The 22,270-nt window shown below is 76.2% G+C and carries 24 protein-coding genes; 21 read left to right on the top strand and 3 right to left on the bottom strand.

The window, feature by feature from the left end:
• The first annotated feature begins 244 nt into the window (after nt 1-244).
• From ACI781_RS14040 to ACI781_RS14015, 6 genes are all read left to right on the top strand, one after another.
• Nucleotides 245-1,633 carry an ammonium transporter gene (locus tag ACI781_RS14040; protein ID WP_456566727.1) on the top strand — a complete coding sequence of 463 codons (1,389 nt, stop codon included), beginning with the start codon at nt 245-247 and terminating at the stop codon, nt 1,631-1,633.
• The gene (locus ACI781_RS14035) at nt 1,630-1,968 is read left to right on the top strand and encodes a P-II family nitrogen regulator (RefSeq protein WP_456566726.1); all 339 of its coding nucleotides are present in this window, start codon (nt 1,630-1,632) and stop codon (nt 1,966-1,968) included. The genes ACI781_RS14040 and ACI781_RS14035 overlap by 4 nt, the downstream gene beginning before the upstream one ends.
• Nucleotides 1,969-2,080: 112 nt before the next feature.
• Nucleotides 2,081-4,468 (top strand): [protein-PII] uridylyltransferase, encoded by a 2,388-nt coding sequence (locus ACI781_RS14030; protein WP_456566725.1) that lies wholly within the window; start codon nt 2,081-2,083, stop codon nt 4,466-4,468.
• An 80-nt stretch (nt 4,469-4,548) separates the two neighbouring features.
• Complete coding sequence (locus tag ACI781_RS14025) at nt 4,549-4,746, top strand: hypothetical protein (protein WP_456566724.1); 198 nt, start codon at nt 4,549-4,551, stop codon at nt 4,744-4,746.
• 101 nt (nt 4,747-4,847) lie between these two features.
• Nucleotides 4,848-6,416 carry a signal recognition particle protein gene (gene ffh, locus ACI781_RS14020; protein ID WP_456566723.1) on the top strand — a complete coding sequence of 523 codons (1,569 nt, stop codon included), beginning with the start codon at nt 4,848-4,850 and terminating at the stop codon, nt 6,414-6,416.
• Nucleotides 6,417-6,423: 7 nt separating this feature from the next.
• Nucleotides 6,424-7,509, top strand: coding sequence for an amidohydrolase family protein (locus ACI781_RS14015; RefSeq protein ID WP_456566722.1), 1,086 nt, complete (start codon nt 6,424-6,426; stop codon nt 7,507-7,509).
• On the opposite strand, the gene ACI781_RS14010 is transcribed toward ACI781_RS14015, so the two are convergent.
• Nucleotides 7,506-8,762 (bottom strand): sensor histidine kinase, encoded by a 1,257-nt coding sequence (locus ACI781_RS14010; protein ID WP_456566721.1) that lies wholly within the window; start codon nt 8,760-8,762, stop codon nt 7,506-7,508. The two genes, ACI781_RS14015 and ACI781_RS14010, sit on opposite strands and share 4 nt — an antisense overlap.
• Nucleotides 8,759-9,451 (bottom strand): response regulator transcription factor, encoded by a 693-nt coding sequence (locus ACI781_RS14005; protein WP_456566720.1) that lies wholly within the window; start codon nt 9,449-9,451, stop codon nt 8,759-8,761. Before ACI781_RS14005 ends, ACI781_RS14010 begins: the two co-directional genes overlap by 4 nt.
• Nucleotides 9,452-9,555: 104 nt before the next feature.
• Here ACI781_RS14005 and ACI781_RS14000 point away from each other — a divergent pair, with 104 nt between their 5' ends.
• Both ACI781_RS14000 and ACI781_RS13995 read left to right on the top strand, forming a co-directional pair.
• Nucleotides 9,556-10,137, top strand: a complete 582-nt coding sequence (locus tag ACI781_RS14000) for a hypothetical protein (protein WP_456566719.1) — start codon at nt 9,556-9,558, stop codon at nt 10,135-10,137.
• Between the two features lie 71 nt (nt 10,138-10,208).
• The gene (locus ACI781_RS13995) at nt 10,209-11,957 is read left to right on the top strand and encodes a proline--tRNA ligase (RefSeq protein WP_456566718.1); all 1,749 of its coding nucleotides are present in this window, start codon (nt 10,209-10,211) and stop codon (nt 11,955-11,957) included.
• On the opposite strand, the gene ACI781_RS13990 is transcribed toward ACI781_RS13995, so the two are convergent.
• The gene (locus ACI781_RS13990; protein ID WP_456566717.1) at nt 11,947-12,363 is read right to left on the bottom strand and encodes a VOC family protein; all 417 of its coding nucleotides are present in this window, start codon (nt 12,361-12,363) and stop codon (nt 11,947-11,949) included. The genes ACI781_RS13995 and ACI781_RS13990 overlap by 11 nt on opposite strands.
• Before the next feature lie 142 nt (nt 12,364-12,505).
• On the opposite strand from ACI781_RS13990, the gene rpsP reads away from it, so the two are divergent.
• The 13 genes from rpsP (at nt 12,506) to dprA (ending at nt 22,252) form a co-directional block, all read left to right on the top strand.
• On the top strand, nt 12,506-12,958 hold the full coding sequence (rpsP, locus tag ACI781_RS13985; RefSeq protein ID WP_456566716.1) for a 30S ribosomal protein S16: 453 nt from the start codon (nt 12,506-12,508) through the stop codon (nt 12,956-12,958).
• Between the two features lie 3 nt (nt 12,959-12,961).
• Entirely contained in the window at nt 12,962-13,198 is a 237-nt protein-coding gene (locus tag ACI781_RS13980; RefSeq protein ID WP_456566715.1) for an RNA-binding protein, read from the top strand.
• A gap of 12 nt (nt 13,199-13,210) precedes the next feature.
• Entirely contained in the window at nt 13,211-13,750 is a 540-nt protein-coding gene (gene rimM / locus ACI781_RS13975) for a ribosome maturation factor RimM (RefSeq protein ID WP_456566714.1), read from the top strand.
• Nucleotides 13,747-14,496, top strand: coding sequence for a tRNA (guanosine(37)-N1)-methyltransferase TrmD (trmD, locus tag ACI781_RS13970; protein ID WP_456566713.1), 750 nt, complete (start codon nt 13,747-13,749; stop codon nt 14,494-14,496). Before rimM ends, trmD begins: the two co-directional genes overlap by 4 nt.
• The gene (locus ACI781_RS13965; protein WP_456566712.1) at nt 14,489-14,989 is read left to right on the top strand and encodes an NUDIX hydrolase; all 501 of its coding nucleotides are present in this window, start codon (nt 14,489-14,491) and stop codon (nt 14,987-14,989) included. The genes trmD and ACI781_RS13965 overlap by 8 nt, the downstream gene beginning before the upstream one ends.
• 169 nt (nt 14,990-15,158) lie before the next feature.
• Complete coding sequence (rplS, locus tag ACI781_RS13960; protein ID WP_456566711.1) at nt 15,159-15,515, top strand: 50S ribosomal protein L19; 357 nt, start codon at nt 15,159-15,161, stop codon at nt 15,513-15,515.
• A 64-nt stretch (nt 15,516-15,579) separates the two neighbouring features.
• The gene (gene lepB / locus ACI781_RS13955; RefSeq protein WP_456566710.1) at nt 15,580-16,521 is read left to right on the top strand and encodes a signal peptidase I; all 942 of its coding nucleotides are present in this window, start codon (nt 15,580-15,582) and stop codon (nt 16,519-16,521) included.
• 459 nt (nt 16,522-16,980) lie between these two features.
• On the top strand, nt 16,981-17,688 hold the full coding sequence (locus tag ACI781_RS13950) for a LuxR C-terminal-related transcriptional regulator (RefSeq protein WP_456566709.1): 708 nt from the start codon (nt 16,981-16,983) through the stop codon (nt 17,686-17,688).
• Nucleotides 17,689-17,918: 230 nt separating this feature from the next.
• On the top strand, nt 17,919-18,689 hold the full coding sequence (locus ACI781_RS13945) for a ribonuclease HII (protein ID WP_456566708.1): 771 nt from the start codon (nt 17,919-17,921) through the stop codon (nt 18,687-18,689).
• Nucleotides 18,686-19,006, top strand: coding sequence for a DUF2469 domain-containing protein (locus tag ACI781_RS13940; protein ID WP_029432918.1), 321 nt, complete (start codon nt 18,686-18,688; stop codon nt 19,004-19,006). The genes ACI781_RS13945 and ACI781_RS13940 overlap by 4 nt, the downstream gene beginning before the upstream one ends.
• A 146-nt stretch (nt 19,007-19,152) precedes the next feature.
• On the top strand, nt 19,153-19,512 hold the full coding sequence (locus ACI781_RS13935) for a YraN family protein (RefSeq protein WP_456566707.1): 360 nt from the start codon (nt 19,153-19,155) through the stop codon (nt 19,510-19,512).
• Nucleotides 19,509-21,029 (top strand): YifB family Mg chelatase-like AAA ATPase, encoded by a 1,521-nt coding sequence (locus ACI781_RS13930; protein WP_456566706.1) that lies wholly within the window; start codon nt 19,509-19,511, stop codon nt 21,027-21,029. Before ACI781_RS13935 ends, ACI781_RS13930 begins: the two co-directional genes overlap by 4 nt.
• A complete protein-coding gene (gene dprA, locus ACI781_RS13925; RefSeq protein ID WP_456566705.1) occupies nt 21,026-22,252 on the top strand; it encodes a DNA-processing protein DprA in 1,227 nt (408 codons plus the stop codon). The genes ACI781_RS13930 and dprA overlap by 4 nt, the downstream gene beginning before the upstream one ends.
• Nucleotides 22,253-22,270 lie beyond the last annotated feature (18 nt).

Below are 22,270 nucleotides of genomic sequence, written 5' to 3'. Positions count from 1 at the left end.
CGGCGGCCGGCCCCGTGCAACAGCGGGGAAACACCGGCGACGGACACGCGGGCCGGAGTTCACCGGCGCGAAACAGTCGCGCGCCGCCGTCGGAAACAGGAGCGCGGCACGGTGGGCGCCGCGGTCCCCCCTCCCCGACGGGGGTGCCGGTCACCCCCGCCGGGAGCGCCCGCCCCCGGTGCCCGACCTGTCCCGCCCACGCGGGTCCGCGGCCCCGGCCGCCCACTCCCGACAGGAGGTTGCCGTGCTGGACACCGGCAACACCGCCTGGATCCTCACCAGCGCGTCGCTCGTGCTGCTGATGACCCCGGGCCTGGCGCTCTTCTACGGCGGCATGGTCCGCGCCAAGAGCGTGCTCAACATGATGATGATGAGCTTCGGCGCGATGGCCCTGGTCACCGTGCTGTGGGTCCTCTTCGGCTACTCGATCGCCTTCGGCGACGACGTCGGCGGGGGCCTGCTGGGGGACCCCACCGAGTTCCTCGGGCTGGAGGGCCTCATGGCCGACGCCGACACCGCGCTCCCGGCCATGGCCTTCGTCGGCTTCCAGGCGGTCTTCGCGATCATCACCGTCGCGCTGATCTCCGGCGCCATCGCCGACCGCGCCCGCTTCGGCGCGTGGATGCTGTTCGCCGGCCTCTGGGTGACCGTCGTCTACTTCCCGGTCGCGCACTGGGTCTTCGACTTCACGGCGACCGACGAGGACGGCACGGTCACCCACACCGGCGGGTGGATCGCCAACCAGCTGGCCGCCGTCGACTTCGCCGGCGGCACCGCCGTGCACATCAACGCCGGCGCCGCCGCCCTGGCCCTGGCGCTGCTGCTGGGCAAGCGCCGCGGGTTCGGCCGCGACCCGATGCGGCCGCACAACCTGCCGCTGGTCATGCTCGGCGCCGGCCTGCTGTGGTTCGGGTGGTTCGGCTTCAACGCCGGCTCGGCGCTGGGCGCCAACAACACCGCCGCGGTCGTCTGGGTCAACACCCTGGCCGCCACCGGCGCCGCCGTCCTCGGCTGGCTGGTCACCGAGAAGCTGCGCGACGGGCACGCCACGTCGCTGGGCGCGGCCTCCGGCACGGTCGCCGGCCTCGTCGCCATCACGCCCGCCTGCTCCGCGCTGTCCCCGGTCGGCTCGCTCGTCGTGGGCGCGATCGCCGGTGTGCTCTGCGCCCTGGCCGTGAGCCTCAAGTACCGGCTGGGCTACGACGACTCGCTCGACGTCGTCGGGGTCCACCTGGTCGGCGGCCTGTGGGGGACCCTCGCCGTCGGCCTGTTCGCGACGTCGAGCGCGCCGGCCACCACCTCGGTGCACCCCGACGGCGTCGACGGCCTCTTCTACGGTGGCGGGGTCGACCAGCTGTGGCGGCAGGCCGTGGGCGCCCTCGCCGTGCTGGTCTTCTCGTTCGTGCTCGCCTACCTGATCGGCATGCTCGTCAAGGCGGTCACGGGCTTCCGCATCAGCGAGGAGGAGGAGGTGGCCGGCATCGACACGGCGGTCCACGCCGAGACCGGCTACGACCTCGACTCCCTCGGCAGCGGCGGCGGCAGCACACTGCGTGAGCAGACCCGGGCCGCCTCCGGGCCGGGTTCTCCGTCCCAGGGCGTGGCCCGCGACATCGAAGGGAGCCGGGCGTGAAGCTCGTCACCGCCATCGTCAAGCCGTTCAAGCTCGACGACGTCAAGAACGCCCTCGAGCTGATCGGCATCGCGGGGCTGACCGTGAGCGAGGTCCAGGGCTTCGGCCGCCAGCGGGGCCACACCGAGGTCTACCGCGGGGCGGAGTACCAGGTGGACTTCGTCCCCAAGGTCCGCATCGAGATCGTCGTCGGCGAGCACGACGCCGCCCGCGTCGTCGACGCCATCGTCGAGTCGGCGACCACCGGCCAGATCGGCGACGGCAAGGTCTGGGTCACCACGATCGACGAGGTCGTGCGGGTCCGGACCGGCGAGCGCGGCGCCGACGCGCTCTGAGCGGACCCCGGCCGCTCACCGGCCGGCCGGTGCGGCGGGGCGACCCGCCGCCCCGGCCGGCGTCTCCTCCCGGTGCCGCGCAGGCGCCGGACCCGACGGCGATGGGGAGTTCGTGCTGGACACCGAGTCGCTGCCCGCGCTGAGCCGGCCGGAGCGGGTGCGGGCCCTCGACGCCTGGCTGGCCGCGCTGCTGGCCGCCGCGGTCGAGGGCACGCCGCCGCCCGCCGCCCGGCGCGGCGCGGCCCCACCCCGCGCCGGGACCGACGGCCTCGCGCTGGTCGCCGTCGGCAGCCTCGGCCGCCGGGAGCCCCCGCCGCACGCCGACCTGGACCTGGTCCTGGTGCACGACGGCCGCCCGGAGATCGCCGCCCTCGCCGAGGCCGTCTGGTACCCGGTGTGGGACGCCGGGCTGCGGCTGGACCACTCCGTGCGCACCGTCGCCCAGGCCGTCGCCGTCGCCTCGAGCGACGTGCGGGCCGGTCTGGGCCTGCTCGACGCCCGCCTCGTCGCCGGTGACGCCGACCTCGCCGCCCGCCTGCGCACCGCGACCCGCGCCAGCTGGCGCCAGTCCGCCTCCCGGCTGCTGCCGCAGCTGCGCGACCTGCGCCGCGAGCGGGCCCGGAAGGCGGGCGAGCTCGCGTTCCTCCTCGAACCCGACCTGAAGGAGGCCTACGGCGGGCTGCGCGAGGGGCAGGTGCTGCGCGCGGTCGCCGCCGCCCAGCTCGCCGACGAACCCTCCCGGGAGGCCGAGGAGGCCTACGCCTTCCTGCTCGACGTCCGCGACGAGCTGCGCCGCCGCTCGGGCCGCCCCTCCGACGTGCTGGTGCGCCAGGAGCAGCGGCCGGTGGCCGCGGCGCTGGGGCTCGCCGACGAGGACGTGCTGCTGCGGCAGGTCAGCCTCGCCGGGCGCCGGCTGGCCTTCGTCGCCGACGAGACGTGGCGGCGGGTGGAGGCGGCGCAGGTCCGCCGTCCCCGGGCCCGCGCCCGCCAGGTGCCCCGGGAACCGCTCGCCGAGGGCGTCGTCCGGCAGGGCGACGAGGTGGTGCTGGCCCGCGACGCGCGGCCCGCGGCCGACCCGGGGCTCCTGCTGCGCGGGGCGGCGGCCGCCGCGCGCGCGGGCCTGCGGCTGTCGCCGTACACGCTCAAGGTGCTGGCCGCGCACGGGCCGCCGCTGCCCGAGCCGTGGCCGGCGGAGGTCCGCTGGTCGTTCCTGCGGCTGCTGGCCGGCGGCCGCAGCGCCGTGCCGGTGCTCGAGCAGCTGGACCAGGAGGGGTTGCTGGCCCGCCTGCTCCCCGAGTGGGACCGCGTCCGGTCGCTGCCGCAGCGCCACCCCTGGCACCGGTTCACCGTCGACCGCCACCTGGTCGAGGCGGCGGCCGCCGCCGCCGAGCTGACCCGCGACGTCGACCGGCCCGACCTGCTGCTGGTCGGGGCGCTGCTGCACGACATCGGGAAGGGCTGGCCCGGCGACCACAGCGTCGTCGGCGAGCCCGTCGCGGCCGCGGTCGCCACCCGCATGGGGTTCGCGCCGGCCGACGTCGCCACGCTGGCCGCGATGGTCCGCCACCACCTGCTGCTCCCCGACACGGCCGTCCGCCGCGACATCGACGACCCGGCCACCGTCGAGCGGGTCGCCCAGACCCTCGGCGGCGACCCGGCGCTGCTCCACCTCCTGCACGCCCTCGCGCAGGCCGACGGCGCGGCCACCAGCGCCTCGGCCTGGTCGCCGTGGAAGGCGCACCTCGTGGCGGCGCTCGTGGCCCGGGTGCGGGCGTACATGGGCGCCAGCACCGTGCCCGACTCCGAGCCGGTGCTGAGCCCCACCCCGCCCCAGGTGACGGCGCCGACGTCGGACACGGGGGCCGCCGTGGACGCGGTGACGATCGGCATCGAGGACGTCGCCGACGGGCAGCAGATCACCGTCGGGGCGCCCGACCGGCCCGGGTTGTTCAGCGTGCTGGCCGGTGTCATGGCGCTCAACCAGCTCGACGTCCGTGCCGCCAAGGTCAACGTCGCCGGCGGCCGGGCGACGGCGGTGTTCGCCGTCCGTCCCCGGTTCGGCCGGGCACCGGTGGCGGCGATCCTCGCCGACGCGGTGCGGGCGGCCCTGGAGGGGACCCTGCCGCTGGCCGAGCGGCTGCGGCAGCGCGAGGCCGACTACCGCCAGGACGGCGGGCCGGCGGCGCCCCCGCGGATCTCCTGGCACGACGCGGAGGCCAGCGGGGAGCAGAACAGCATCGTCGAGGTGCGGGCCGGGGACCGGGCCGGGCTGCTGTACCGGCTGACCGCGGCGCTGGCGGGGGAGGGCCTGGACGTGACCTCGGCGCGGGTGGAGACGCTGGGGGGCGACGCCGCGGACCACTTCTACGTGTGCAACTCCACCCGGGAGCCGATCGACGCCGCGCAGCGGGCGCGGGTGGAGGCCGCGCTGGCCGGTGCCGCGCGAGGCGTACCCGGCCCCGTCGCCGGCGGCCGGGGGAGCGGGGACACGCCGGGCTGAGGTCCGCGGTCCTGTCGGTGGCGCGTGCTCTCCTCGGATCGGGACGGAACGGTCCCGTCTGGTGTCGAGAGGAGTACGACGTGTCCGACGTGCGCGACTGGCCCTGCCCCGAGTGCGGCGACGTCCGGGTGTTCGTCCAGCCGCCGTGCGCCGAGGGGCACGGCGAGGACGGCGGGGAGTGCCCCGAGTGGGCCTGCGCCGACTGCGGTGCCGCGCTGCTGACCGGCCCGGTCCCGGTCCCGGCGGCCGTCGCGGTCGCCGTCCGCCGGGCCGCCTGAGCGGCGGGCCCTGCAGCGGGGCCGGGCGGGTCGGGTCGGCCCGTACGCTGAGGTAAAGGCGCGGCCGGACCGCGCCCGGAACTCTCCCCCGAGGACGGCTTGTGTTCGAGACCCTCTCCGACCGCCTGGACAAGGTCTTCACCGGCCTGCGCGGCAAGGGCCGGCTGACCGACGCCGACGTCGACGCCACCGCCCGCGAGATCCGCATCGCGCTGCTCGAGGCCGACGTCGCGCTGCCGGTGGTGCGGGCCTTCATCGCCGCCGTCAAGGAGCGGGCGCGCGGCGCCGAGGTGTCGCAGGCGCTGAACCCGGCGCAGCAGGTCATCAAGATCGTCAACGAGGAGCTGATCCAGGTCCTCGGCGGGGAGACCCGGCGGCTGCGCTACGCCAAGACCTCGCCGACGGTCATCATGCTCGCCGGCCTGCAGGGTGCCGGTAAGACGACGCTGGCGGGCAAGCTCGGCCGGTGGCTGAAGAGCCAGGGGCACACGCCGCTGCTCGTCGCCGCCGACCTGCAGCGCCCGAACGCCGTCAACCAGCTGTCGATCGTCGCCGGCCAGGCGGGCGTCGACGTCTACGCGCCGGAGCCGGGCAACGGCGTCGGCGACCCGATCCGGGTCGCCGCGGACTCGATCGAGCACGCCCGCCGCACGATGCACGACGTCGTGGTGGTCGACACCGCCGGCCGCCTCGGCATCGACGCGGAGCTGATGGCCCAGGCCGCCGGCATCCGGGACGTCGTCCAGCCCGACGAGACCCTCTTCGTCGTCGACGCGATGATCGGCCAGGACGCGGTGACCACCGCCGAGGCGTTCCGCGACGGCGTCGGCTTCACCGGCGTCGTGCTGACCAAGCTCGACGGCGACGCCCGCGGTGGTGCGGCGCTGTCGGTCCGCTACGTGACCGGCCAGCCGATCATGTTCGCCTCGACCGGCGAGAAGCTCACCGACTTCGACGTCTTCCACCCCGAGCGGATGGCCTCGCGCATCCTCGGCATGGGCGACGTCCTCACCCTCATCGAGCAGGCCGAGCAGGCGTTCGACGCCGACCAGGCCGAGCGGATGGCCGGCAAGCTCGCCTCCCGCGAGGGCTTCACGCTCGAGGACTTCCTCGAGCAGATGCTCGCCATCCGCAAGATGGGGCCGATCGCCAACCTGCTGGGCATGCTGCCCGGCGCCGGGGCGATGAAGGAGCAGCTCAAGCAGGTCGACGACCGCGACCTGGACCGGACCGCGGCGATCATCCGCTCGATGACGCCGGAGGAGCGGGTCAACTCCAAGATCATCAACGCCTCGCGGCGGGTGCGCATCGCCAACGGCTCCGGCGTCAGCGTCACCGACGTCAACCAGCTGCTGGAGCGGTTCGCGCAGGCCCAGAAGATGATGGGCCAGATGGCCGGCAGCATGGGCATGCCCGGCATGGGCCCCATGTCCAAGAAGGCCCGCGGCCGGCAGATGCAGGCGCAGGCGAAGAAGGGCAAGGGCAAGAAGGGCAAGGGCAAGGCGCCCGCCCGCCGGCCCATGGGCGCCCCCGGCCTGCCCGCCGGCGGCAACCCCTTCGGCGGCCTGCCGGGCGGGATGCCCGGGGGGATGCCCAGCCTGCCGCCGGGGCAGGGGATGCCCGACCTCACCAAGCTGGACTTCGACAAGTTCAAGGACGGCGGGCGCTGACCCCGCCGTGACCGCGCCCGCGCTGCACCTGTCCGGCGTCGTCCTCCCCGAGGGCGAGCACCGGGACCTCTGGGTCCGCGACGGCCTGCTCACCAGCGAGCCGGTGCCGGGCGCGGAGACGGTGTCGCGCGGCGGCTTCGTGCTGCCGGGGCTGGTCGACGCGCACTGCCACGTCGGCATCGGCCGCGGCGGGGTGCACGTGGAGACCCTGGACGGGCTGCGCGAGCAGGCGCTGGCCGAGCGGTCGGCCGGCGTGCTGGCGCTGCGTGACTGCGGCTCGCCGGTGGACACCCGGGCCCTGGACGACCAGCCGGACCTGCCGCGGATCATCCGCGCCGGCCGGCACCTGGCCCGCACCCGCCGCTACCTGCCGGGGCTGGGGATCGAGCTCGAGCCCGAGGACCTCGTCGCCGAGGTGCGGGCCCAGGCCCGCCGCGGCGACGGCTGGGTGAAGCTCGTCGGCGACTGGATCGACCGCTCGGTGGGCGACCTCGCGCCGGAGTGGCCGGCCGACGTCGTCGCCGCCGCCATCGCCGCCGCCCACGAGGAGGGCGCCCGGGTCACCGCGCACACCTTCGGCACCGACGCCCTGCCCGACCTGATCCGGGCCGGCATCGACTGCGTCGAGCACGGCACCGGGCTCACCGAGGAGCTCGTCGGCGAGATGTCCGCCCGCGGCACCGCCGTCGTCCCCACGCTGGTCAACGTGGAGAACTTCCCCGGCTTCGCGCAGGCGGGGGAGAAGCGCTTCCCGGCCTACGCCTCGACGATGCGCCGGCTGTACGCGGGCTCCGGTGCGGTCGTGCGCGCGGCGTACGAGGCCGGGGTGCCGGTGTTCGCCGGCACCGACGCCGGCGGCGGCATCGACCACGGCCGGGTCGCCGACGAGATCCGCGCGCTCGCGGCCGCCGGGCTGCCCCCCGAGGCGGCACTGGCGGCCGGCTCGTGGGCGGCGCGCACCTGGCTGGGGCTGCCCAACGTGGTCGACGGCGCCCCGGCCGACCTCGTCGTCTACGACGCCGACCCGCGGGCCGACCTCGACGTGCTCGCCCGGCCCGCGCTCACCGTCCTGCGCGGGCGGGTGTACCGCTAGCGCCCCTCCGGCGGCCCCAGCTCGAGCACCACGTCGGTGCCCGCGGCGGACGAGCGCACCCGCAGCGACCCACCGGACGCCTCCGCCGTCCGCCGGGCGATGTCCAGGCCCAGGCCGGTGGAGCCGCCGCCGCTGTGCCCGCGCGCCAGGGCCGCGTCGGGGACCCCCGGGCCCTCGTCCCGGACGGTCACGACCGCGCCACCACCCTCGCGCGACCGCACGTCCACGCCCATCGCGGTGCCGTCGGGGGTGTGCGCGAAGACGTTGCCCAGCAGCGCGTCCAGGGCCGCGGCGAGGTCCCCCGCGGGGACGCGGACCGGCAGGGGACCGTCGGCGTGCCGCACGTGCAGCGGTCGCTGCTCGTCGGCCGCCAGCACCGACCAGAAGCGCGCCCGCTCGACGGTGACCGCCACGGCGTCGCACCCGGCCGCCAGCCCCTCCCGGACGGGACGCCGGGCCTCCCGGATCACGTGGTCGACCGCCCGGTCGAGGGCCTCGACGTCGTCCAGCAGCCGCGCCCGGTGCTCCGGCGGCAGCGCCTCGGCGTCCAGCTGCAGCGCGGTCAGCGGCGTGCGCAGCCGGTGGGCGAGGTCCGCGGCCGCCTCGCGCTCGGCGTGCAGCAGCTCCCCGATCCGGCCGGCCAGCTGGTCGACGGCCTCGCCGACGTCGCGGACCTCCGCCGGCCCGGCCGGGGTGGTCCGCGCCGAGAGGTCCCCGGCCGACAGCCGGCGCGCCGTCGTCGCCAGGTCGGTGACCGGGCGGGTGAGCGAGCGGGCCAGCCGGTCGGCCACCAGCAGCGCCAGCGCCAGCAGCACCACCCCGAGCCCGCCGAGCACCAGCCAGGTCCGCAGCACCCCGGTGCGCAGCAGCTCCGACGGCACGAACACCTCGATGACCGCCGTGCCGTCGCCGCGGCGCACCGGCTGCAGCACCCGCGTGCCGCCGTCCTCCTCGCGGACGGTGGCCGAGGTGACCGCGCCCCCGGGGCCGCCCGCCCGGTGCTCGCCGAGCCACTCGCCGTCGGGCCAGCGCACCGCCACGTCGAGCGCCGCGGCGGTGCCCACCAGGTCCTCGGCGACCTGGTCGCGGCCGGACAGGCCCACCGACGGGGTCAGGAACTGCACCTGCGCCTGCGCGCCGTCCAGGGCCCGCGCCGCGGCGACCCGGGCGACGAGCGCGGCCGACGGCAGCAGGAAGGCCAGTAGCACCACCGAGGTCGTCGCCGCGACCAGCAGGGTGATCTGCCGTCTCACGGCTGTGCGGGATCGGCCAGGCGGACCCCGACGCCGCGCACGGTCTGCAGGAGCCGGGGCTCGGCGCCGGACTCGCCGAGCTTGCGCCGCAGCCAGGACAGGTGGACGTCGACGGTCCGGTCCGAGCCGCCGTAGGGCAGCCGCCACACCTCGGCGAGCAGCTCGCGCTTGGGGACCACCGTGCCCGGCCGCGCCGCCAGGTAGGCCAGCAGGTCGAACTCCTTGGGGCTGAGCTCGACCGGCGCCCCGCCGTAGGTGACCCGTCGGCTGTGCGGCTCGACGGCCAGCTCGCCGACCACCAGCGGGGACGGCGGGGTGGCCGCCCCCGCGCCCGTGCGGCGCAGGACCGCCCGGATCCGGGCCTCCAGGTGGTCGGCCCGGAACGGCTTGCGGACGTAGTCGTCGGCCCCGGCGTCCAGCGCCTGCACGACCGCGTCGTCGTCGTCCCGGGCGGTGGCCACGACCACCGGCACGGTCGAGACCGCCCGCAGCATCCGCAGCAGCTCGGCGCCGTCGAGGTCGGGCAGGCCGAGGTCCAGGACGACGATGTCGGGCCGCTGCTCGACGGCCAGGCGCAGGCCCTCCAGGGCCAGACCGGCCGTGCTCACGACGTGCCCGCGCTCGCGGAGGGCGCGCACCAGCGCGGTGCGGATGCGCTCGTCGTCCTCGACGACCAGTACCTGGGCCACGTCGCGGGACGCTAGCGTCCCCCGGGGCCGGGTCCGGCGGTCCTGGCCGAGGCTTGAGGCCACCTTGACCCGGTCTTGACCGAGACGGACGGAGGGTCTGCCCCATGAGACGACCACTCCTCCTCGGGGCCGCCTGGACCGCGTCCGCCGCCGTCGCCGTCGGGCTCGGGTTCCTCGCGGTGTCCCTCGTCGACGCCTCGGCGTCCCCCGGCACCGCCCTCGCCGCCGCGACCGGCACCGCCACCCCGGCCGCCCGCACCTCGGCCGCCGTCCCGTCGGCCGGCACCTCCGCCACCGCCCCGCCGTCCGCGTCCCCCGGCACTGGGGAGTACGTCACGGTGGGGGGCACCGTCTACGCCGACTGCTCCAGCGGGTCGCCGGTGGTGGCCGGCGCGCCCGCGGCGGGCTGGTCGGTCGACGACTCGCCGGACCCGGGGGAGATGGAGTTCGAGAGCGGGTCGCAGAAGGTCGAGGTCGACGTCTACTGCACCGGCGGGGCGCCGTACTTCGTCCTCGACGACTCCAGCACCCGGGCGACCCCGTCGGCGGTGCCGGCCGGGCCGTCGGCGACGCCGGCCGGGCCGTCCACCTCGGGCGGGGGCCACGGCTCCGACGACCCGCCGGGCGACGACCGGGGCGGGGACCGCGGGGGCGACGACCACGGCGGGCACGGCTCCGACGACTGACCGGCCCACCCGGCCACCGCCCGCGGAAACCCGCGGGCGGTGGCCGGAGCCCGCCTGGGAGGATCGGCCTCGTGCTCCTCCGGATGTCCTCCCTGTTCCTGCGCACCCTCCGCGACGACCCGGCCGACGCCGAGGTGCCCAGCCACCGGCTGCTCGTGCGCGCCGGCTACATCCGCCGCGCCGCGCCCGGCGGCTTCACCTGGCTGCCGCTGGGCTACCGGGTGTTCCGCAACGTGGAGCGCGTCGTCCGCGAGGAGATGGACGCGATGGGTGCCCAGGAGGTGCACTTCCCCGCGCTGCTGCCGCGCGAGCCCTACGAGGCGACGAACCGGTGGACCGAGTACGGGCCCAACCTGTTCCGGCTGACCGACCGCCGCGGCAACGACTTCCTGCTCGGGCCCACCCACGAGGAGATGTTCACGCTCCTGGTGAAGGACCTGTACTCGTCGTACAAGGACCTCCCGCTGTCGCTGTACCAGATCCAGACCAAGTACCGGGACGAGGCGCGGCCCCGCGCCGGGCTGTTCCGCGGCCGCGAGTTCACGATGAAGGACAGCTACTCCTTCGACGTCGACGACGCCGGGCTGGACAAGAGCTACACCGCCCACCGCGACGCCTACATCCGCATCTTCGACCGGCTCGGCCTGGAGTACGTGATCGTCTCGGCGATGTCCGGGGCGATGGGCGGCTCCCGCAGCGAGGAGTTCCTGCACCCCACCGAGATCGGCGAGGACACCTTCGTCCGCTCCGCCGGCGGGTACGCGGCCAACGTCGAGGCGGTGACGACGGTGGTCCCCGAGGAGGTCCCGCTCGACGGGCTCCCCGAGGCGCACGTCGAGGACACCCCCGACACCCCGACGATCGAGACGCTGGTCGCGGTCGCGCAGCAGCTGTTCCCCGACGCCGGGTACACGGCCGCGTCGACGCTGAAGAACGTCGTCGTCACCCTCGTGCACCCCGACGGCACCCGCGAGCCGCTGGTCATCGGCGTCCCCGGGGACCGGGAGGTCGACGCCAAGCGGCTGGAGGCCCAGGTCGCCCCCGCCGAGGTCGAGCCGTTCACCGAGTTCGAGCAGCACCCCGCGCTGGTCAAGGGCTACATCGGCCCGCAGGTGCTCGGCGCCGACAGCGCGTCCGGCATCCGCTACCTGGTCGACCCGCGCGTGGTCTCCGGCACCCGCTGGATCACCGGCGCCAACCAGCCCGGCAGGCACGTGTTCGACCTGGTCGCCGGCCGGGACTTCGGCTGGGACGGCGTCATCGAGGCCGCCGAGGTGCTGCCCGGGGACCCCGCGCCCGACGGCTCCGGCCCGCTGGAGCTCGCCCGCGGCGTGGAGATGGGACACATCTTCCAGCTGGGCCGCAAGTACGCCGAGGCGCTGGACCTGAAGGTGCTCGACGAGAACGGCAAGCTCGTCACCGTGACCATGGGGTCCTACGGCATCGGCGTCTCCCGCGCCGTCGCCGCGATCGCCGAGTCCACCCACGACGAGCTCGGGCTCGTGTGGCCGCGCGAGATCGCCCCGGCCGACGTGCACGTCGTGGCCACCGGCAAGGACGCCGCCGTGTTCACCGCCGCCGAGGAGCTCGCCCGGGCGCTGGTGGGCGCCGGGCTGACGGTGCTCTACGACGACCGGCCCAAGGTCTCGCCCGGGGTGAAGTTCAAGGACGCCGAGCTGCTCGGGATGCCGACCATCGTCACCGTGGGGCGCGGCCTGGCCGACGGCGTCGTCGAGGTCCGGGACCGGGCCACCGGCGAGCGCGCGGAGGTCCCGGTCGCCGAGGCCGCCGCGCGGGTGCTGGCCGCCGTCAGGGGCTAGTCGCCACGAGCTCGACCTCGAAGCCGTCGCCGTCCTCCAGGTAGGCGGCGCGGTGGTCCGGGCCGCCGGCGAACGGGTGCCGGTCGGCGAACAGCAGCCGCCACCCGTGCGCCGGCGCCTCGGCGACGAGGGCGTCGAGCTCGGCCGGCGTCCCGGCGTGGAAGGCCAGGTGGTTGAGCCCGGGCGCGCGGCGCTCGTGCCGGTCGCCGGCCAGGTCCGGGGACCGCTCGAGGACGACGTAGACGTCGCCCGACCGCCACGACCGGCCGTGCTCCCAGGACCGGTACGGCGTCGCACCGAGCCGGGTCAGCAGCCACCCCCAGGAACGCTGCGCACGGGGCAGGTCCGGCACCCACAGCTCCACGTGGTGCAGCAGACCCCGGCTGGCTCCATCCCCGGTCGTCACGTCTGGCATCATGGTCGGTCGAACACGGCGGTGCGCGGCCCTCTCACCGTGCCCGGCCGTGTCCCTGGCTCCGCCCCGGCGTACCCCACGCGTCCGTCCGGCGAGCACCGACAGACAGCGTTCGAGGAGAACACGAGCCACCGTGGCCACCAAGATCAAGCTCATGCGCCTGGGCAAGATGCGCGCGCCGTACTACCGCATCGTCGTCGCCGACTCGCGCACCAAGCGCGACGGTCGCTCCATCGAGACGATCGGCAAGTACCACCCGAAGGAGGACCCGTCCTTCATCGAGGTCGACAGCGAGCGGGCGCAGTACTGGCTGGGTGTCGGCGCGCAGCCGACCGAGGCCGTCGCCGCCATCCTCCGGGTCACCGGTGACTGGCAGAAGTTCAAGGGCGAGCCGGCCCCGGCCCCGATGAAGGTCGCGGCCCCGAAGCCGGACAAGAAGGCCCTCTACGAGGAGGCCGTCCGCGCCTCCGGTGACGAGCCGGCTGCCGGCGCCACCACCCCGAAGAAGAAGGCCGCCCCCAAGGCCGACGCCCCCGCGGCGGACGAGGCGCCCGCCGAGGCCGCCGCCGAGACGCCCGCCGAGTAAGACGTGGTCGAAGAGGCGCTCGAGCACCTGGTCAGGGGCATCGTCGACCACCCGGAGGACGTCCAGGTCGACCTGCTCACCAGCCGCCGCGGCAAGACCCTCGAGGTCCGGGTGCACCCCGACGACCTCGGCAAGGTCATCGGCCGCGGCGGCCGCACCGCCAAGGCGCTGCGGACGGTCATGACCGGCGTCGGCGGCCGGGGCCTGCGGGTCGACGTCGTCGACACCGACGGGCGCTGAGCGCGCCGTCCCTTGAGCACCACCCCCGACGACACCGTGGTGGTCGGCCGCATCGGCCGGCCCCACGGTGTCCGTGGTGAGGTCACCGTCGAGGTCCGCACCGACGACCCCGACCTCCGCTTCGCCCCCGGCGCGGTCCTGCGCACCGAGCCCGCCGCCCGCGGCCCGCTGACGGTCGCCGGCCGCCGCTGGCACCGCGAGGTCCTCCTGCTGCGGCTCGCGCGGCCCGACGGCAGCGAGCTGGACAGCCGCGAGGCCGCCGAGGAGCTGCGCGACACCGAGCTGCACGTCCCCGTCGCCGACCTGCCGGCGCTCGCGGACCCCGACGTGTTCTACGACCACCAGCTGGTCGGTCTGGCCGCGCGGCTGCCCGACGGCACCGCCCTCGGCGAGGTCACCGCCGTGCGCCACGAGGGCACCGAGCTGCTCGTCGTCCGGCGTCCCGAGGGCGGCACCGTCCTCGTGCCGTTCGTCTCCGCCATCGTGCCGACGGTCGACCTGGCCGGCGGGCTCGTCGTCGTCGACCCGCCCGAGGGGCTGCTGGACCTGTGACCGCGCCCCTGCCGTACCGGGTCGACGTCGTCACGATCTTCCCCGAGTACCTGGCGCCGCTGCGCCAGTCGCTGCTGGGCAAGGCCGCCGAGCGTGGCCTGGTCGCCATCGGCGTGCACGACCTGCGGCAGTGGACCGACGACGTGCACCGCACCGTCGACGACGCCCCCTACGGCGGCGGCCCCGGCATGGTCATGCGGCCCGAGCCGTGGGCGCGGGCGCTGGAGGAGGTCCGCCCGCCCGGCACCCGTCTGGTGGTGCCCACCCCGGCGGGCCGGCCGTTCACGCAGGCCGTCGCCGCGGAGTGGGCCGCCGAGCCCGGCCTGGTGTTCGCCTGCGGGCGCTACGAGGGCATCGACCAGCGGGTCGCCGACTGGGCCGCCGACGCCGGGCCGGTCTCGGAGGTGTCGATCGGCGACTACGTGCTGGCCGGCGGGGAGTCCGCGGTGCTGGTCATGGTCGAGGCCGTGACCCGGCTGCTGCCCGGCGTGGTCGGCAACCGCGAGTCCGTGGAGTTCGACTCGCACGCCGACGGCCTGCTGGAGGGCCCCTCCTACACCCGGCCGGCGTCCTGGCGCGGCCACGACGTGCCCCCGGTGCTGCTGTCCGGCGACCACGCGGCCATCGCCCGCTGGCGGCGCGAGCAGTCCCTGCGCCGGACGGGGGAGCGGCGTCCCGACCTGCTCGCCGCGCTGCCCGAGGGGGCGCTCACCGACGCCGACCGCGCGGTGCTCGACGGTGGCTGACCGGGCCTGGGTCCGGCCCACCGCCCGCGTCGTCGTGCTCGACCCGGCCGGCCGGGTGCTGCTGCTCGGCGCGCGGCTCACCGGCCCGGACGCCGTCCCCGCCGACGTCCTGTTCTGGTACACGCCCGGCGGGGGAGTGGAGGACGGCGAGACCGTCCGCGCGGCCGCCGTCCGCGAGCTCGCCGAGGAGATCGGGTTGGTGGCCGACCCGGCGGCCCTGGAGGGGCCCGTCTGGTTCCGCCGGCACGTGGGCGCCTTCGGCGGGGTGGACATCGACTCGCGCGAGACGTTCTTCGTGCTGCGCGACGTCGAGCACACCGTCGACGGGGCCGGGCGCACCGAGCTGGAGGTGCTCGGCGACGAGCCGCACCGGTGGTGGAGCGTCGAGGAGATCGCCGCGTCGGGGGAGACCTTCGCCCCCGCGGACCTCGCCGGGGTGCTCGCCGAGCTGCTGCGCGGCCCGCACCGGGGCCCGCCGCGCTTCGTCGGCTGAAGTCGTGGCAGAATGGCTAGCTGCTGCACGACCGTCGGCCTGGCCGACGGGGCGCCGCGCACGTCGGAGCCGCAGCTCCCCGGGACGGACAGCCGGGGCGTCCCGCTGTCCGTCACCGAGTTGAGACCCCGCCGTTGAAGAACCTGGCCAGAACACGAGGACTGCTGCGATGAACACCCTGGACGTACTCGACGCCGACTCGCTGCGCGACGACATCCCCGAGTTCCGCCCGGGCGACACCGTCAAGGTGCACGTGCGCGTCGTCGAGGGCAACCGCTCCCGCATCCAGGTCTTCCAGGGCGTCGTCATCCGCCGCCAGGGCGGCGGGATCCGCGAGACCTTCACCGTCCGCAAGGTCAGCTTCGGCGTCGGCGTGGAGCGCACCTTCCCGGTGCACACCCCGGTCGTCGAGAAGATCGACGTGCTGACCCGCGGTGACGTGCGTCGCGCCAAGCTGTACTACCTCCGCGAGCTGCGCGGCAAGGCCGCCAAGATCAAGGAGAAGCGCGAGACCGTCGCGCGCTGACACGCTCGCGCCGCTGCACCTGCCTCGACACGGCGGGTCTCCCGCGCCCGTACGCTGATCCCCGATGAGCAGCGACCGGCACGGGGGACCCGCCGATGTCGTCCCCGGGGACGACGGACCCGAGGACCGCGAGGCCGCGACGCCGGCCACGCCGCCGGGCGGCCGGCGCTGGTGGGGCGGACGGCGCCCCGCGCCGGGCTCGAAGCCCTCGCTGCTGCGCGAGCTGCCGGTGCTGCTGCTCGTGGCGTTCGTCCTGGCGCTGGTGGTCAAGACCTTCTTCGTGCAGGCGTTCTTCATCCCCTCGGGGTCGATGGAGACCACGCTGCACGGCTGCCCCGGGTGCACCGGTGACCGCGTGCTGGTCAACAAGGTGCCCTACTGGTTCGGGGAGCCCGAGCCCGGCGACATCGTCGTCTTCGAGGGGCCCGACACGTGGTCGCCGGAGGTGCAGGTGGCCGAGCCGGGCAACTGGTTCTCCGGGGCCCTGCTGTGGCTGGGGCGCGCGGTCGGTGTCGCCCCGCCGAGCGAGGACGACTACGTCAAGCGCGTCATCGCCGTCGGCGGCCAGACCGTGGAGTGCTGCGACCCCGAGGGGCGGGTCATCGTCGACGGCCGTCCGCTGGACGAGCCCTACATCTACCAGGACTCCCCGCCGGAGAGCCGCTCCTTCGCCCCGGTGACCGTTCCCGAGGGCCGGCTGTGGGTGATGGGCGACCACCGCTCGGCGTCCGCGGACTCGCGGTCCCACCGTGACGACCGGTACGCCGGGACCATCGCCGTCGACGACGTCATCGGCAAGGCCGCCGTCATCGTCTGGCCGCTCGACCGGTTCGGTCTGCTGGACTCGCCCGACATCCAGGACGCGGACGCCGCCGGCGCGACCGTGACCGGGGTGCCCGTGTCCGGGGCCGCCGCCGTGGCCGCCCCGCACGTGCTCGGCCTGGTCGGCGCGGTGCCGGTCGTGGCCTGGCGCCGGCGCCGGCGGGCGCGTCGCGCGGCTGCCTGAGGCGCTCCGCGCCCGCGGGGGCGCCCGCGCGCTGTCGCCGACCCGCGACCCGTCCCGGGTCGCGGTCGGCCCGTCCCGGGTCGCTGTCGGCCTGTCCTGGCCGCCCCTCCACCCGCACCCGGGAGCGCACCGACGCGCTCGCCCGGGCAGGCGCGGCCGCCGTGTCCGGCGGACGTGCCTGGAGTGGCGTCGGTGCGCACCGGCTGGGACGCGCCGGGGCCCCGGCGTCCCCGGTGCTGTGGAGCCCGGCGACGCGCGAAATGGTGACCGAATGGCTCATCGCCATGTCGACAATCGCGAGTGCTGTTACGGATGAGGTCCGCGACTCGCTTTGTCTTGACGCGGCACAATGGCGAAAAAATGTCGGAAAAGGTGTCAAGCACTTCTCTCACCCGTCCGATGGATGGTGTGTAAGCACCACCCCGAACGTGTGAAACGGAGTCGACAGTGTCTGCACCCATGGCGAGCACCGCCCGCGGCGTGACCCGCGTGCTCATCCTCGCCGACGCCCCGGTCCTGCGCCGTGGGCTGGTCAGCATGATCAACGAGACCGCCGGGATGCAGTCGGTCGGCACCCCCGGGGAGCTCCGCCGGGCCCTGACCCTCGTCGAGACCGCCCGCCCCGACGCCGTCGTCGTCGAGCTGGGCTCGGGCCGCGCCGCCACGCTGGCCGCGTGCCGGGACCTGCGCCGCCGTTTCCCCCGGGTCGCGATCATCGCGCTCGCCACGTCGGAGGACCCGGCAGTCGTCAACGAGGCCGTCGCCGCCGGCGTCCGCGGGTACCTCATGATCAACACCAGCCCCACCCTGCTGGGCTGGGCCATCCTGGCCGCCCGCGCCGGCCGCACCGTGGTCGACCCGCAGATCCGCCGCGTGGAGCCCTCCGCCGTGCCGGCCGCCAAGCCCTTCGCCCCCGAGGTGCCGCTGACCCGCCGCGAGTCCGACGTGCTCGACGAGCTGCTGCAGGGCCAGTCGAACCGCCAGATCGGCCGCAACCTGTTCATCAGCGAGGACACGGTCAAGAGCCACGTCAAGGCCATCCTGCGCAAGCTCGGTGCCCGCGACCGCGCCCACGCCGTCTCCCTGGTCCTGTCCTCCCGCTCCTCGGGTGGCGGCTGCACGTGCGGCACCCACGCCGTCGTCCCCGCCGACACCGCCGAGGTCTGACCTCCGACCTCCCCGGTACCCGCTGCCCGCAGCGGGGGCCGGGGAGCCGCCCGGGTGGCGCCGGACCGGACGGTTCGCCTCCTCAGCGATCCGGCCCGGCGCCCGCGACTCCGGTCGCACCCCTCCACGAGCCGGCCCCCGCCTCCCGCGGGGGCCGGCTCGTGGCACGTCGGGGCACCGCTCCGCACCTGCGCCGCCGGCGAGCCCGCCGTCGTACTGTCGACGGCGCCATGGCAGTCCGCACCACCTCCCGCGCCGCGCCCGCGCCCGCCGGCGGCCGCCGGGTCGCCGACGAGCGGCCCGACGCGCTGTGGGACATGGAACGCAGGCTCCGCCGCCGCGGCTTCTCCGCGATCGCCGGGGCCGACGAGGCGGGGCGCGGCGCCTGCGCCGGCCCGCTCGTCGCCGCCGCCTGCGTGCTCCCGGCCGGCCGCCGGGGCCGCGTGCCCGGGCTGGCCGACTCCAAGCTGCTCACCGAGGCCGCCCGCGAGCGCGTCTACGCCGAGGTCGTCGACCGGGCCGTCGCCTGGTCGGTGGTGGTCATGCCGGTGCCGGACCTGGACGCGCGCGGCATGCACGTGACCAACATCGAGGCCCTGCGCCGCGCGGTGTGGGCGCTCGATCCCGGCGCCGACTACGTGCTGACCGACGGCTTCCCCGTGAACGGGCTCGCGCGCCCGACGCTGGCGGTGTGGAAGGGCGACCGCGTCGCCGCCTGCGTGGCGGCGGCCTCGGTGCTGGCCAAGGTCACCCGCGACCGCATGATGCTGGAGCTGCACGACCGGTTCCCGGAGTACGACTTCGCCGTGCACAAGGGCTACATCACCGATGCGCACAGCGCCGCCCTCGAGCGCCACGGGCCCTGTCCGGAGCACCGCCGCCGCTTCGTCAACGTGGCCCGTGCGGCGGCCGCACACGCCGGTCGCGACTCCCGGCTGCCCGGCCCGGGGCCGATGGTCGATGATGGACCCATGCGCACCGTCTCCGGAGAGCCGCGATGAGCACCGAGGACCTGGAGAAGTACGAGACCGAGATGGAGCTGCAGCTCTATCGCGAGTACCGGGACATCGTCCGCCAGTTCACCTACGTGGTGGAGACCGAGCGGCGCTTCTACCTGGCCAACTCCGTCGACCTGCAGGTGCGCGAGGCCGGCGGCGAGGTGTTCTTCGAGCTCAAGCTCTCCGACGCCTGGGTCTGGGACATGTACCGGCCGGCCCGGTTCGTGCGGAACGTGCGGGTGCTGACGTTCAAGGACGTCAACGTCGAGGAGCTGGACAAGCCCGACCTCGAGCTGCCCGACGGTCCTCGCCTGCCCTGAGCCCGCACGCCCCGCCTGCTCCTGCACGCGGGGAGGACAGCCCCTCCCGGTGACGTGGCGGTGTGGGCCGTCCACAGGCGCCGGTGCCGTCCACAGACCCGGCCCGGACGTCGCGGCCAGGGTCCGGCGCGGGCCACGGTCACGGGGTGCGAACGACGACGGACCTGGGCCTGCGGGGAGAGCGGATCGCCGCCCGCTACCTGACCGACCGGGGGATGCGGCTGCTCGACCGGAACTGGCGCTGCCGCGAGGGTGAGCTCGACATCGTGGCCCGCGACGGCGACGCCATCGTCTTCTGCGAGGTGAAGACCCGGCGGGAGGTCGGGTTCGGGCATCCCGTCGAGGCCGTGACCGCCACGAAGCAGCGGCGGCTGCGGCTGCTGGCCTCCCGCTGGCTGGCCGCGCACGAGGAGCACGCCCCCGACCTCCGCTTCGACGTCGTCGGGGTGCTGGTCCGGCCCGGCGGCCCCGCGGTCGTCACCCACCTCCCGGCGGCCTTCGAGTGAGCCTCGCCCGCACCTGGTCGGTGGGTCTGGCCGGCGTGCACGGCGCCCTGGTGGAGGTCGAGGTCGACATGTCGGCCGGGGTGCCCGGGGTCGTCCTGGTGGGGCTGCCCGACGCCGTGGTGCGCCAGTCGGTCGACCGCGTGCGCGCCGCCGTGGTCAACGCCGGCGCCGCCTGGCCGCTGCGCCGGGTGACGATCGGGCTGTCCCCGGCGTCCATGCCCAAGCAGGGCAGCGGGTTCGACCTGGCCCTGGCCGCCGGGGTGCTGGCCGCCGCCGACACCGTGCCGGCCGCGGCCGTGGGCGAGCTGGTGCTCCTGGGGGAGCTCGGCCTCGACGGGACGGTGCGGGCCATCCGCGGCGTCCTGCCCGCCGTCCTGGCGGCGAGGCGGGGCGGTCACCGCCAGGTCGCCGTGCCCGCGGGCAACGCCGACGAGGCGGCGCTGGTCGAGGGCATCGACGTGCTGCCGGTGGCCACGCTGCGGGAGCTGCTCGGCCACCTCACCGGCCGCGACCGGCTGCGGCCGCACCGGCGCGGCCCGCTGCCGGCGCCACCGCCGGGTCCCGACCTGGCCGACGTCGTCGGCCAGGCGGTCGGCCGCCGCGCCGTGGAGGTCGCGGCGGCCGGCGGCCACCACCTGCTCCTCACCGGACCCCCGGGAGCGGGCAAGACGATGCTCGCCGAGCGGCTGCCGGGGCTGCTGCCCGTCCTCGACGAGCAGGCGGCGCTGGAGGTGACCGCCATCCACTCCGTCGCCGGCACCCTCCCGCCCGGCGCGCCCCTGGTGAGCCGGCCGCCGTTCGAGGCACCGCACCACTCGGCCACCATGGCGGCGCTGGTCGGTGGGGGTTCGGGGCCCATCCGCCCCGGTGCGCTGTGCCGGGCCCACCGCGGCGTCCTCTTCCTCGACGAGTGCCCGGAGTTCCCCCGGGCGGTGCTGGACACGCTGCGCCAGCCCTTGGAGCGGGGGAGCGTCACGATCTCCCGCGCGTCGGGGGCGGCCACCTTCCCGTGCCGCGCCCAGCTGGTCCTCGCGGCGAACCCGTGCCCGTGCGCGAGTGCGGCCGGGGACGCCGCGTGCACCTGCAGCGCCCACGAGCGCCGGCGCTACCAGTCCCGGCTGTCCGGCCCGTTGCTGGACCGGATCGACCTGCGGGTCGATCTGCCGCCGGTGACCCGCGCGGCCTGGCTCGACGGCGGTGACCCGCCGGAGACCTCGGCCGTCGTCGCCGCCCGGGTCGCGGCGGCGCGCGCCGCGGCGGCCGACCGGATGCGGGGGAGCGGCCTGGCCCTCACCAGCCAGGTGCCCGGACGTCTGCTGCGGGAGCGGTGGGCGGTGCCCCGGTCGGCGTCGGTGCTGGCCGAGCGGGCGCTGGAGCGGGGCGTCCTGTCGGTGCGGGGCTTCGACCGGGTGCTGCGCGTGGCCTGGACGCTCGCCGACCTCTCCGGCCGGACCTCACCCGGCCCCGAGCAGGTCGCCGAGGCCCTGGGCATGCGCGTGCAGCGGGTGGCGGCGTGAGCCCGGACCCCGGGGCCGTGCTCGCCGTCCCGGTGGAGGACCCGGACGAGGTGCGCCGGGCCCGTGCCTGGCTCACCCGCGCGGCCGAGCCGGGCAGCGTCGCCTTCTGGCGCTTCGTCGAGCGGACCGGCCCGGTCGAGGCCGTCCGGCTGCTGCGCGCCCAGCGGGCACCCGAGGCGGTCCAGGCCCTGGTCGGGGCCCGCGCCCAGCAGGACGCCAGCCTGGTCGACCTGCGGCGCGCCGAGCAGTGCGGTGGCCGGCTCGTCGTCCCGGAGGACGACGAGTGGCCCGCGCTGGCCCTGCACGCCCTCACCGTGGCCGTCGCCGACGAACCCGACCTGCCCGGCGGCGGCAGCGACCGGACGACGGCGCCGGTGCCGCCCGTCGCGCTGTGGGTCCGCGGGCCGGCGCCGCTGGCGGAGGTCGTCGACCGGTCGGTGGCCGTGGTCGGCGCGCGCGCCGCGACGGCCTACGGGGAGCACGTCGCCGGCGACCTCGCGCACCGGCTGGGGGAGCGCGGGTGGACCGTGGTCTCCGGCGGGGCCTACGGCATCGACGCCGCCGCCCACCGGGGCGCGCTGGCGGCGGGCGCCCCGACGGTCGCGGTGCTGGCATGCGGCATCGACCGCGTCTACCCCAGCGGCAACGGCGCGCTGCTCGAGCGGATCGCGCAGGACGGCCTCGTGGTCAGCGAGTGGCCGCCGGGCGCGGCGCCCCACCGGCACCGCTTCCTCGTCCGCAACCGGCTCATCGCGGGGCTCACCCGCGGCACCGTCGTGGTCGAGGCCGCGGCCCGCTCGGGCGCGCAGGCGACCGCTCGTCGCGCCGCGCGCCTGGGGCGGCCGGTGATGGCGGTCCCCGGGCCGGTGACCAGCGCGATGAGCGTCGGCACCCACGAGTTGCTGCGCGACCGCGGCCTGGACGCGGTCCTGGTCGCCGATGCCGCGCACGTGCTGGAGCAGGTCGGCCGGCTCGGCGAGGACCTCGCACCGCCGGTGCAGGGGGTGGCCGACGTCCGCGACGACCTGTCCGACGTCGCCCGCCGCGTGCTCGACGCCTGCCCCGTCCGGCGGGGGGTGCCCGCCGAGCGGCTGGCGGCCGTGGCCGGCTGCAGCGTCGTGGAGGTGCTGCAGGTGCTGCCGGCCCTGGAGCTGGCCGGGCTCGTCCGGTGGACCGACGGCGGGTGGCGGGTGACGGCACCGCCCGCGGAGGACCGGCGGTGACGCCCGGAGGCGCGCCCC

This window comes from Blastococcus sp. SYSU D00695 (assembly GCF_054050555.1).
Note: the sequence above shows the minus strand (reverse complement) of the source record. Positions and strands in the feature narration are given on the sequence as shown.

Bases quoted from the DNA above. Each gene is read 5' to 3' on its own strand.
- ACI781_RS14000 (WP_456566719.1), top strand. From the start codon at position 9,556: ATGAGACGACCACTCCTCCTCGGGGCCGCCTGGACCGCGTCCGCCGCC.
- rplS (WP_456566711.1), top strand. From the start codon at position 15,159: ATGAACACCCTGGACGTACTCGACGCCGACTCGCTGCGCGACGACATC.
- lepB (WP_456566710.1), top strand. From the start codon at position 15,580: ATGAGCAGCGACCGGCACGGGGGACCCGCCGATGTCGTCCCCGGGGAC.
- ACI781_RS13950 (WP_456566709.1), top strand. From the start codon at position 16,981: ATGGCGAGCACCGCCCGCGGCGTGACCCGCGTGCTCATCCTCGCCGAC.
- ACI781_RS13945 (WP_456566708.1), top strand. From the start codon at position 17,919: ATGGCAGTCCGCACCACCTCCCGCGCCGCGCCCGCGCCCGCCGGCGGC.
- ACI781_RS13940 (WP_029432918.1), top strand. From the start codon at position 18,686: ATGAGCACCGAGGACCTGGAGAAGTACGAGACCGAGATGGAGCTGCAG.